Annotated in this window: 17 protein-coding genes and 1 pseudogene; 16 read left to right on the plus strand and 2 right to left on the minus strand. The window is 68.8% G+C overall.

Features of this window, described 5'->3' with window-relative positions:
- Positions 1-622: polysaccharide deacetylase family protein (locus AOK16_RS15040; protein WP_157859219.1), on the plus strand; the 622-nt coding region annotated here is incomplete at its 5' end.
- 228 nt (positions 623-850) lie between these two features.
- On the opposite strand, the gene AOK16_RS15045 is transcribed toward AOK16_RS15040, so the two are convergent.
- Together AOK16_RS15045 and AOK16_RS15050 are read right to left on the minus strand one after the other, a co-directional pair.
- A complete protein-coding gene (locus AOK16_RS15045; RefSeq protein ID WP_079101399.1) occupies positions 851-2,098 on the minus strand; it encodes an NsdA family TPR-like regulatory protein in 1,248 nt (415 codons plus the stop codon).
- 119 nt (positions 2,099-2,217) lie between these two features.
- Positions 2,218-2,610 carry a winged helix-turn-helix domain-containing protein gene (locus AOK16_RS15050; RefSeq protein ID WP_055472761.1) on the minus strand — a complete coding sequence of 131 codons (393 nt, stop codon included), beginning with the start codon at positions 2,608-2,610 and terminating at the stop codon, positions 2,218-2,220.
- Positions 2,611-3,075: 465 nt separating this feature from the next.
- On the opposite strand from AOK16_RS15050, the gene AOK16_RS15055 reads away from it, so the two are divergent.
- From AOK16_RS15055 to AOK16_RS15105, 15 genes and pseudogenes are all read left to right on the plus strand, one after another.
- Positions 3,076-3,270, plus strand: coding sequence for a hypothetical protein (locus tag AOK16_RS15055; protein ID WP_055472762.1), 195 nt, complete (start codon positions 3,076-3,078; stop codon positions 3,268-3,270).
- A gap of 30 nt (positions 3,271-3,300) precedes the next feature.
- Positions 3,301-3,402 (plus strand): annotated as a pseudogene (locus AOK16_RS28345) (transcriptional regulator); the annotation flags it as partial.
- Between the two features lie 87 nt (positions 3,403-3,489).
- Entirely contained in the window at positions 3,490-3,759 is a 270-nt protein-coding gene (locus AOK16_RS15060) for a DUF6284 family protein (protein WP_055472763.1), read from the plus strand.
- Positions 3,756-4,043, plus strand: coding sequence for a DUF6303 family protein (locus AOK16_RS15065; protein WP_055472764.1), 288 nt, complete (start codon positions 3,756-3,758; stop codon positions 4,041-4,043). The genes AOK16_RS15060 and AOK16_RS15065 overlap by 4 nt, the downstream gene beginning before the upstream one ends.
- A complete protein-coding gene (locus tag AOK16_RS15070) occupies positions 4,040-5,038 on the plus strand; it encodes a hypothetical protein (RefSeq protein WP_055472765.1) in 999 nt (332 codons plus the stop codon). Before AOK16_RS15065 ends, AOK16_RS15070 begins: the two co-directional genes overlap by 4 nt.
- Positions 5,038-5,394 carry an RRQRL motif-containing zinc-binding protein gene (locus tag AOK16_RS28350; RefSeq protein WP_079101400.1) on the plus strand — a complete coding sequence of 119 codons (357 nt, stop codon included), beginning with the start codon at positions 5,038-5,040 and terminating at the stop codon, positions 5,392-5,394. Before AOK16_RS15070 ends, AOK16_RS28350 begins: the two co-directional genes overlap by 1 nt.
- Positions 5,395-5,447: 53 nt before the next feature.
- Positions 5,448-5,648 carry a hypothetical protein gene (locus AOK16_RS15075; RefSeq protein ID WP_157859220.1) on the plus strand — a complete coding sequence of 67 codons (201 nt, stop codon included), beginning with the start codon at positions 5,448-5,450 and terminating at the stop codon, positions 5,646-5,648.
- An 81-nt stretch (positions 5,649-5,729) separates the two neighbouring features.
- Positions 5,730-6,107, plus strand: a complete 378-nt coding sequence (locus AOK16_RS15080; protein WP_055472767.1) for a DUF6251 family protein — start codon at positions 5,730-5,732, stop codon at positions 6,105-6,107.
- Positions 6,108-6,143: 36 nt separating this feature from the next.
- Entirely contained in the window at positions 6,144-6,335 is a 192-nt protein-coding gene (locus AOK16_RS15085) for a hypothetical protein (RefSeq protein ID WP_055472768.1), read from the plus strand.
- Between the two features lie 71 nt (positions 6,336-6,406).
- Positions 6,407-6,595 carry a DUF6257 family protein gene (locus AOK16_RS15090; protein WP_055472769.1) on the plus strand — a complete coding sequence of 63 codons (189 nt, stop codon included), beginning with the start codon at positions 6,407-6,409 and terminating at the stop codon, positions 6,593-6,595.
- A gap of 91 nt (positions 6,596-6,686) precedes the next feature.
- Positions 6,687-8,771, plus strand: coding sequence for a cell division protein FtsK (locus AOK16_RS15095; protein ID WP_055472770.1), 2,085 nt, complete (start codon positions 6,687-6,689; stop codon positions 8,769-8,771).
- 151 nt (positions 8,772-8,922) lie between these two features.
- On the plus strand, positions 8,923-9,177 hold the full coding sequence (locus AOK16_RS25675) for a hypothetical protein (protein ID WP_079101401.1): 255 nt from the start codon (positions 8,923-8,925) through the stop codon (positions 9,175-9,177).
- A gap of 28 nt (positions 9,178-9,205) precedes the next feature.
- The gene (locus AOK16_RS15100) at positions 9,206-9,394 is read left to right on the plus strand and encodes a hypothetical protein (protein WP_055472771.1); all 189 of its coding nucleotides are present in this window, start codon (positions 9,206-9,208) and stop codon (positions 9,392-9,394) included.
- A gap of 10 nt (positions 9,395-9,404) precedes the next feature.
- Positions 9,405-9,551 (plus strand): hypothetical protein, encoded by a 147-nt coding sequence (locus AOK16_RS27195; protein WP_157859221.1) that lies wholly within the window; start codon positions 9,405-9,407, stop codon positions 9,549-9,551.
- A gap of 84 nt (positions 9,552-9,635) precedes the next feature.
- Positions 9,636-10,538: a bifunctional DNA primase/polymerase gene (locus AOK16_RS15105; RefSeq protein WP_055472772.1), complete on the plus strand. Its 903-nt coding sequence runs from the start codon at positions 9,636-9,638 to the stop codon at positions 10,536-10,538.
- Position 10,539: the final 1 nt, after the last annotated feature.

The following is a 10,539-nucleotide window of genomic DNA, read 5'->3' on the forward strand; positions in this document are numbered from 1 at the left end:
GGCCACGCCGCCCGGCCTCTCCAGGGGTCCCGGCCTGCCGCCGGTGATCACCCGCGTCCCGACCCAGGACCGGGTCGTCTTCCTGACGATCGACGACGGCGCGAAGAAGGACCCCGAGCTGCTGCAGATGCTGCGCGAACTCGACGTCCCCGTCAGCGCCTTCCTCACCGACGAGCTCGTACGGGACGACTACGGCTACTACCGCGAGATGCGCCGCCTCGGCACGGCCATCCACAACCACACCCTCAGCCACCCCAACCTGCGCAGGCTTTCCGCCGAGCAGCAGCACCGGGAGATCTGCGGCCAACAGGACGCCATCGAGCGGGAGTTCGGTGAGCGGACGCGCATCTTCCGGCCGCCGTACGGGAACTACGACGCCGACACGCTGCAGGTGGCGGCGTCCTGCGGGATCTCCGTGGTGCCGCTGTGGAGCGAGGAGGCGTTCCCGGACCGGATGGACTTCGGCCGCGGCGACGGCCTGCTCCTCCCCGGCGACATCATCCTCACGCACTTCCGCGGGCGCGGGCAGTGGCGGGGCGAGATGCCGGACGTGATCCGCAGGGTGGTCGACCTGGCCACCGAGCAGGGCTTCGCGGTGGGGCGCCTGGAGGACTACGTCTGACCCCCGCCGTATCCCCCGCGGCGCGAAGCGTCGTGCAGCCGCCGACTCCGCGACGCGTCGCAGAGCCGTTGGCACTCTAGTTGACTGAGGACTGACACCAGGCCCCGGAGACCAGGGGAGAGCGCAACAACGGCCGCACCGGGCAAGCCCGGTGCGGCCGTTGTTGGTCGTCTTTGGTCAGTGTGGGCCGTCCTCGGACGGCCCACAGACGGCCCAGCGAAGACGCCCTTATGAGGGCAGGAACCCCGGCTTCGCCTGGCCCAGGTCTCGGAGGTGCGCCAGGTAGTCCTGCGCCGCAGGGTCGGTGCTGTACCGCTTCTTCACTTCGGCGGCCAGTTCTCGGCTGGTCATGATGAGCGACGGTACGGACTGGCGGTCGCCTTGGAGTGCCCGCTCGCCGTGGATGAGGGCTTGGTCGAGGTCTCCTTCGCGTGCGGCCGTCACGCCGAGCGTGACCCGCGCTTCCGCGTTCCGCATGGGCGACCGCTCGGTTCCGTCGAAGTCCGTGCCAGCGCGGAGCACCTCCTCGGCGAGGTTCCGGGCCAGCTTGTCCTCACCCACGAGCCTGTAGCAGTCCATGGCGTAGAAGTCGAACTTTGCCGGGTCCACCACGAAGTGGTGGTCAAGGTTGTCGGGGTGTGGCAGGCCTTCGAGGAGTCGCCGCCCGCGGTCGAGGGCGACTTCCACCTTCCTTCGGTCTCCGAGCCGCGCCCACGCCTTCGCCTCCTGGGCCGTGAGCTGGACGGCGACGCTGTGGTTCGGCGCCTGCTCGATCCCGGCCTGGGCCGCCGTGATGACCCCTCGATAGTCCCCGGTCGTCAGCGCGAACCATGCGCGCATCTCGTGCGCCCACCCAGCCACCTCGGCGTGGTCCGCCTCGGTGGCCAGGGACAAGGCCGCACGGCGAGTGGACTCCGCTGCATGCCGATCGCCGCTGTCGTATTCGACGCAGCCGACCAAGAGGGCCAACCAGCCGGAGAGCGCGAGGACTTCGCGGTGCTGGGCAAGCGTAAGGCTCCTGGAGTGCAGCTCAACGACCCGCCGCAACCATTGACGCCCCTCAATGAGGAGCTGTTCGCTCGGCATATACGGGTATTCCGAGCACAGCCGATCGGCCGTAATTCGAAGAGCGTCCATGGTGGCGTTATCGACATCGGACTTGTTTAGGCGACTGACGATTTCCAGCGTCTCCATGCCGCTCGCAACAAGGATTTCCTGTTCGCCATTCCGGCGTGACGGGGCCGGGAAGAGCGCGTGCGTGACGGTCCCGAACATGGCGGCAATAATCGGTCGGTAGAACTCGCTGGGCATCCCGCCGGACTCCCAGCGTTTCCACTGACGGATCATGCTCTCGTGCGTTGGCAGCTCCGACGGCGCGTGCGCCCGCAGCGCCTTGACCGCATCGGACTGGGACCAGTCACGTGCTATCCGCTCAGCCGTGATGCGTCGCGCCCACGCGGGCCTGTCGTCGCTCATGCGCCCTCCTCTGAGTGCCTACCGCGAGTCTGGTCCGCCAGCCGGGGGGACAGGCAAGAGGACAGCACGGTGACACGTGCAGTGTCCCCCTGTCCGCATCGCTGACCCCCTGCTGTCACTTATTTGGGGGTGTCCATGCCAGGCATGGTTGTTTCAGATCGAGCACCGCCCGGGTTGGCTCGCTCTTCGAGGGCGGCAACTCGTTCAGTCAGTTCCTGAATCTGGAGGCGCATTTCTTTGATTTCCTCGCTTGCATCCGGCTTGAGATCCGTAGGCCGCTCGACGACTCCCGATACGAAGTAACCCCGGTTCCCCGAGGAGAACACAAGTCCTTCGCCGATCAGGATGCGCATGCCGTCGCGAACGGTCTGTGACGCGAACTTGAACTCCTTTACCAGGTCCTCGACCGTCGGCAACTTCCCGTCCTGGTACCGACCTTCCTTGATCCGCTCGCGGATCGCATCCGCCACCCTCACCGGCTTCGGTCTCAGGTCGCTCGCCTCAACGCTCATGCCTTGAGGGTACCGACTAGCACGCGCTACGGGCTGGCCTGCGGGGGTTGCGTACTAGCGTGAGCTAGTGCAAGCTAGTTCACGTCGCCAGTTCTCGGCACCGAGAACTGAGTGGCAGCCCGCTTGACCTGCGTAAACGCGCCTTATGCGCTGTTCTTTGAGAACTGAACAGAGTGCCGACCCAGCCACATGAACAGGTGTGGTCGATGGGTGCGGGTCACCACCCCGACCGACCATGTCGGGCCGGGTGACCTGCCCGGATCCGTCCTGCGGGGCGGTGACTGGCATCGCTTGATCTGAAGTCCGCAGCACCTTCGCGAGGGGTCAGCCCCTCGCCTCCATCAGCTCAGCGGCCGACCGCCGCTGCCGGTTGCCTCCTCTGCCCGTCCGACTCCTTTTCGCGGGCCGGACGGGCGGGGCTGAGGGGAGCCGGGATCGTCCCGGACCGAGTGAGAGGAGCCCGTCATGGGCCTGTTCAGTCGCAAGTCCGACAGCAGCTCTGAGGCACAGGAGTACCGCGCTGCGAAGAAGGTGCTGGCCGAGGACCCGGTCAACACCGGTCGCCTCGGCTACGTCGACATCGACTCGCCCGAGGGGCGCGCGAACCTTGCCGCGCAGGAGCGCCTGAACCGCGCTGAGCGCGCCTACCGCCGCCGCTGACGGCTGCCTGTCCCACTCGGTCACGGTCTAGGGGACCTGGCCGCTCACCTCAGCACCGGCGCCTACGCCCTCGACCAGTCCTTCCACCACCTGTGGCTGCTGATCGCCGCGCTGATCATCGCCACAGTCTGACCCGCATACCCGTAACGGCGTGCGCCCCCGGAGTTGCAGCTCCGGGGGCGCTGTAGGGCCGTTCTCGTTCGAAGGAGCACACGACCCATGGATCCCATTGTGACCGTTCAGGACGCTGTTACCGCGTTCGCCGACTGGAAGGAGCCGACGGCTTGCGAGCTGGCGCTCACCTCGATCGAGATGCCGCTGATCCGGGCTGAGGTTGATCTGCTGGATGCGCAGATCGCGGCTATGGACCGCGTCCCGAACGAGGTGGACGCCCGCCGTGTCCGCCGGGCCCGGAACCGCGTGCTGGCCGCCCGGCGGGAGCTGGTCAACAGCTCGGCTTCAAGGCTGCTGCCGGGGGGTGCGGCATGAGCGCACGCACGCATGCGGCGGTGTTGTCGGTGTCGTTCGCCACTGGCACGTGGCGTCTGTTCGTTGGGTTGCTGAATACCACCGAGGTGTGGTCGGAGCACATGTTCAGCACCTACGAGGTCCCCACGCCTGCTGCTCGGGCGGCGGCCCTCTCCCTGCTCGGCTACGAGCCCGTTGAGGGGGCGGAGTGGGAGTGGAGCGAGGACGCCACAGCGGCAAATGGTCCCGTTCACCTGCTGGCCTCCCTGATGGTGCGCGAGCGAGAGGGGGGTGGTGTGGCGTGAACGCTGTTCATATCCGTTCAGCGGAGCGGGCGTTGTCGGTGGGGACGTGGTTGATCGTGTCCGGGGCGATGCTCTACTCCATCCTGACCGTCACGCCGTTGATGGCTGAGCACACTCCGGCTGAGTGGGACTGGACGGCTCCGATCCTGCCGCTGGTGGTGGATGCCGCGGTGGTCATCGTGGTCAAGCTGGATGACGTGCTGGCGCGGTTGGGTGGGCATGGTGGCTGGTGGCCGGTCGTGCTGCGCTGGATGACCGGCCTGATGACGCTGGCCTTGAATACGGCCGACTCTGCCCTGAACAAGGACCTGGTGGGGGTGGCTGTCCACTCGGTGGCGCCGCTGCTGCTGATCGTCACAGCCGAGACCGGCCTTGCCTACCGGCGCGCCATCGCCGCCGCCGTGGCAGCCCTGGCGGCCCTGGAGGCGGTCGAACGCGCCGAGCGGGAGCAGACGGCCTGGGAGCGGGAGGAACGGGCCCGCACGGCGGTCCGGGAGGAGCGCGAGCATTCCGCCCGGTTGGCGCGTGAACAGCGTGAACACGAAGCCCACTTGGCACGCGAACAGACCGAGCGGGAAGCCGCCGCCCGGCGCGAGGAACGCGAGCACGAGCAGGCTCGGGAGCGTGCCGAGCGGGAGCAGCGTGAACGCGTGGAGCGCGAGCGTGAACAGCGTGAGCGCGACCGTGAACGCCGTGAACGGGAGGACGCCAACCGTGCCGCCAAGGAGCGGCGCGAGCGGGCCGACCGTGAACACCGTGAACGCCAGGAGCGTGAGGAGCGGGCCGCGCGTGAACGTGCCGCCCTGCTCTCCGGCGGGCCCGCCACGGACAAGCTTTCCGAGGAGGACGCGCGCGCCATCGTGGCCGCCGCTCACGCTGAGGGCCTGTCGGTACGGAGTGCTGCCGAGTTGTGCGGCTGGTCGGTCGGCTGGGTTTCCAGCCGCTACGCCGAACTGCGTGAGTCCGTCAACGGCCTTCCGGTCGCTGGTCGCTGATGACCACCGCACCGGCCAGTGGCTCGCTTCCCGTGTATCGGTGGCGGCTTGCTCCTGACGGTCTGGCCACCCGCCGCCAGCTCCGCGCGATGGGGCTGCGCCCGGGTGGTCAGACTGTGGCCGCCGAACTCCGGCGTCCCCGCCGTAGGCGGGGGCCGCTGGTCGCCTACCTCTATCGCATTGCCGACGCCAAGCCCGTACGGCCCATGACCCCGGGCCGGGCCGCGGCGCTGGCCAGGGCCATGACGGCCCGCCGAACCTGCCCCAACTGCCGCCGAGATGCCGGGTATTGCATCCCGTCCTCGCTCGGCATGTGTGTGACCTGCGCCTACCCCGACGAATCGTGCTCCGTCTGAACGCTCCTTCCTCCGTTGAAGGGACCCCTGTCATGGGTCTGTACGACCGGATCATGAGCGCCACGAACGACCCGGCCAACGTGTTGAAGGTCAATGCAGCGGCCCAGAGTGCGGCCCGTCTGGCGGCTGACACTGGGCACTCCAGCCTTGCCGTGGCTGCCGCTGCGGGCGCCGCGCTCTTCGCGGCGGCCGACACCGTGCTGCACACCCCGGCGGCCAGCGACGACCCCTACGCGACCTTCGACACCGACTGAACGCGCACACCTTCATCAACAGGCCCGACCATCTCCTCTCGGGGTGGACGGGCTTTTTCAGTTCCCCGAAGGAGATGACTCGTGGAATCCCTGCCTGAGCCTGCCCGGGTGGTCCAACTCCCGGACGGCACCTACGCATACGCCGACTCGACCCGCCTGCCCACACAGCAGCCTGGTCCGCAGGTGGTTCACCAGCACATTCACCAGGCTGCGCCGGATCGCACGGTGCAGCGGATCGCGCTGGGCTCCGGAGTCGGGGCCGGAACGGTGGCTGCGGGCGTGTACTTCGGTCCGCTGCTGGTGGGGGTGTTGACCTCGATGGCTATCACGCTCGCGGTCGTCGCTTTCGTGATCGCGGTCACCGGCTGGGCGGTCGTCACCGTCGTCCGCTCGGTGGGCGGCGCGGACGGCCAGGCCGCCGCCAGATCCCTGCGCAAGGCCCACCGTGGTCGTCGCTGACCTCACAGATTCCCCCCTTGGAGAGGAGTTCCTGGCATGGCGTTCAAGGCAGGCGAGAAGGTGCGGATCGTTTCCTGCGAGGACGACCCCCGTGCGGTGGGCAAGACGGGCCGGATCGTGGACGAAGTCCCGCCCGGACCGCTGACGGCGGGCCGGTGGACGGTTCACCGGATCAGCCCGCTCATCGGCCCCCTCCTGTGCCACACGCATGAACTGCGGCCCGCCTGACGGCTGCCCGATCCACCCGCTCCAAGCGGGTGGTGAGGGGAGCCGGACAGTCCGGCCCGGACGGGAGCGTCATGGCGAAGCAGCGCGAGCCCAAGCTGACTGCGGGTGAGAAGGCGAAGGTCACCTGGTACGTGGCTCGGATGGCCAAGCGCGGTGTTGCTGGTGAGCACGTCTACCAGCGCGATTTGGAGCGCAAGGTCGATCGCATCCTCGACGGCGCCCGCGACCGCGAAGAGCGCGGTGGCAAGACCCGCAAGTGACTACGCCCCGGGGGCGGCCCTGCCCGGCCAAGGAATCGGGCCGCCTCCGGGCCCTGCCCACCCCTTCTTTGAGTAGACAAGGACTCTCAGCATGACTGACGCGACGCAGTCTCCGATAAAGCTCCGGGCGGTCCCAGCCCCGGAAGACATCGAGACCGAAAGCGCCGGCACGGCTGTGCCGGTGGACAACCCGAGGCTTCCCGAGCCCGGTGTGAGTGTGGAGAAGCGGAAGCCGGTGCTGGCCGGGTGGCTGACCAACCGGCGGGACTTCACCGCCACCGCCCGCCATGCCGGAGCGAACTTCGGTTACGCCTCGCTCTACCACGGGGTGCGCCTTCCGGTGTATGCCGCGCGGCTGACTGCGATGGCCCCGCTCGGGGCCTGCCGGTTCGTCGTGGCTACGAACCGGTGGGTGTGGGACCGCGAGGCCGCCCCGCTGCGGGATGCCGCCGTACGTGCCGAGGATGCCGAGGAGTACATGCGTCTGGCCCGTCTGCGGGCCGGGCGGGTGCGCCTGCGCGGCTTGGTGGCCCTGGTGGCCGCTGTGTTCGGCACGGGTTTCGCGCTGTGGCTCTACGTCATGGCCCCGGCTGCGCTGTATGCGTTCGCGGCTGGTGGGGTGCTGCTGCTGGGGTTCGGCGGTCAGCAGCCGGACGCGCCGGTTGTGGGTCCGGCGGTGCTGAAGACCGAGGTCCAGAAGCTCACCGGCAGCATTGTGCTGCGGGGGTTGGACTCGATTGGCAACCCGCGGATCTCCGCCGCCATCAAGAAGGGCGGCGACATGAACGGCATGCGCTTCACCAGCGAAATTGTCCGCGACGGGCCCGGCTACCGCGCCGACCTCGACCTCCCCTACGGCGTGACGCCGGAGGACATCATGGAGGCCCGCAAGCCGCTCGCCTCGGGTCTGCGCCGCAAGGTCGGCTGTGTTTGGCCTTCCCCGGACCCGACCGAGCACGAAGGTCGACTGGTGCTGTGGGTCGGGGACAAGCCGATGAACGAGACCACCAAACCGGCCTGGCCGCTGGCCAAGTCCGGGCAGGTCGACCTGTTCAAGCCCGTGGTCTTCGGCAACGACCAGCGCATGCGGGACGTGTCCGTGACGCTCATGTTCGCCTCGGCCGTGGTCGGCTCGATCCCGCGCATGGGCAAGACCTTCCTCATGCGGCTCTTCCTCCTCATCGCCGCCCTCGACCCCCGAGCCGAAGTCCACGCGTTCGACTTCAAGGGCACCGGTGACTTCGGCGCCCTGGAGCCGGTGTGCCACCGCTACCGCGCAGGCGAAGAAGACCAGGACATCGCCTACGTCCTGGACGCACTGCGGGAGCTGAAAGAGGAGCTGCGCCGCCGGGCGAAGGTCATCAAGTCCCTGCCTCGCTCGCGCTGCCCGGAGTCCAAGGTCACCGCTGAGCTGGCGAGCGACAAGAACCTGGGCCTGCACCCGATCGTGGCCGGGTTCGATGAGTGCCAGGTGCCCTTCGAGCACGAGGAGCACGGCAAGGAGATCGAGGCCATCTGCACCGACCTGGTCAAGCGCGGCCCAGCGCTGGGGATCGTGACCCTGTTCGGCACCCAGCGCCCCGACGCCAAGTCCCTGCCCACCGGCATCTCCGCGAACGCAGTGCTCAGGTTCTGCCTGAAGGTCATGGGCCAGCCCGCCAACGACATGGTGCTGGGAACGTCGATGTACAAGGCCGGGTACCGGGCCACGATGTTCTCCCGCTCCGACCGCGGCATCTGCTGGATGGCAGGCGAAGGCGACGACCCCCGCATCGTCTCCTCCGCGTTCGTGGACGCCGTGGCGGCCGAGCAGATCGCCGCCCGCGCCCGCGCTGTGCGGGAGGAGTACGGCAACGTCACCGGCCACGCCATCGGCCAAGGCCCCGAGAAGACCAGCGGAGCCGACATCCTCACCGACGTCCTCACCGTCATCCCGGCGACGGAGAAGGCGGTGTGGTGCGAGCGGATCGCCTCCCGGCTGGTCGAGCTGCGGCCGGAGACCTACAGCGGGTGGAAGGGCGAGAACGTCACCGCCGCCCTCAAGCCCTGGGGCATCCGCCCCGGGCAGATCTGGGGCCAGACCGAGGACGGCGAGGGCAAGAACCGGCGCGGCATCGAACGCACCGACATCACCACCGCAATCACTCGGCGTAACGCTGACAGGGCCGCCGCCTGACCCCAGCAGGCCCGCTAGACCTAGCACCCGCCGCTGCTAGGTCTAGCACCCCCACTAGCGGACCACAGCCGCTCTGAGCTGCTGACTAGCGTCTAGCGGCCCACCTGCGACAACCCCCGAAAACCATCCCAGGGAGGGGAGTTGACCCCGCATGCTCATCGCTAGCCTCACGGCCCTCGCCACACTCGCCGGTTACGCAGTGTTGTGTGCCATCCAGCCGTTCACGGTGTGCCGGAAGTGCCACGGCACCGGTGCCCGCAAGGTCACCCGGCACGGCGTGAAGGTCTGCCGCCGGTGCCACGGACAGCGCTACCGCCTCCGTGCCGGCCGCCGCCTGAACAACCACGGCCGCCGCATCCACCACGACGGCACCCGACCCAACCCCAGCCCACGACCTAGGCCCTAACCCTCAACCCTGGAAGGGAGGTTGCGGCATGGCCGTGACCATATCCCTCGTCCTCCTCTTCGGACTCATCCTCTTCTTCCTCCTCCGCCAGGGCTCCCTCAGCCCCGGCGCCGCGTTCACAGCCGCCGGATTCGGCTTCTTCCTCGCCACCACCGGCGCCACCACCCCCATCAACCAACTCACCCAAGCCCTCATCAACGCCATCCCCAACCTCTAAGGAGACCCCCATGCCCGACCCCACCACCTACGACGACGAGTTCATCGACTGCGAGCTGTGCGCTCCCACCGACGACAGCGACCCCTACCCCTACGCCCACTGCTGCCAGTGCGGCGACACCGGCACAGGCGACGTACCCGAGTGCACCTGCGCCTAGCAACACCGAGGGCGGCCCGCGTCTCGCCAAAGCCCCGGGCCGCCCTCGCCATCCAGAACCACAACAGAACTGGAGACATCCAGCATGACCCATGAACCCCGTTCCGCGCTGCTCTCAGCAGCACTGGAAGCGGCTGCCCGAGGATGGGCGGTCTTCCCGCTCCGAGGCGGCCAGAAGCGCCCTGCCCTGCACAGCGAAGCGCGGTGCCCCGGCATCGGAGACTGCGCGGGCGGCCACGCGAAGTGGGAGCAGCGCGCCACCACCGACCCCGACCGCATCCGCACCACCTGGGCCCGGGCCGCGTACAACATCGGGATCGCTACCGGTCCGTCCGGCCTGGTTGTCATCGACCTTGACGTGCCGAAAGGCAAGGGCAGTTCGGACGCGCCTTGCGGCGCGACGACCTTCGAGGCGCTCTGCGAGCGCGCCGGACAGCCCGTCCCCACCACCTACCGGGTCCGGACCGCCAGCGGTGGGGAGCACCTGTACTTCACCGCCCCGCCTGGCGTACGGCTCGCCAACACGGCAGGCAGCATCGCGCCGTTGATCGACACCCGCGCGTGGGGCGGCTACGTCGTCGCAGCGGGCAGCACCACCCCCACCGGACGCTACGAGGCCGTAGACCGGGCTGCGGCGGCTCCTGCGCCCTCGTGGCTACTGCGGCTGCTCGAACCGGATCCCGTACGCCCGGTGGGGCCGCTCAGGCGCCCGGTGGTCAGCGGTAGCCGTGCGGCGCTGGTCGCGCTGGAATGGGAATGCGCCGTGGTCGGCTCGGCTCCGGAGAAGCAGCGCAACAACACCCTCAACCGGTGCGCCTTCAAGGTGGGACGCTTCGTCGCGTGGGGCGACATCCCCCGCCACGTGGTCGAGGAGGCCTTCCAAGCGGCTGGGGAGGCGGCCGGACTCACCGTCGCGGAGTGCCGCGCCACGATCCGCAGCGCCCTGGACAGCTCCATCCGCAAAGCCCGCCCCCGGGACGCGGCATGAG

Source organism: Streptomyces pathocidini (genome assembly GCF_001418495.1).
In the GTDB taxonomy this organism is placed as follows: Bacteria; Actinomycetota; Actinomycetes; order Streptomycetales; family Streptomycetaceae; genus Streptomyces; species Streptomyces pathocidini.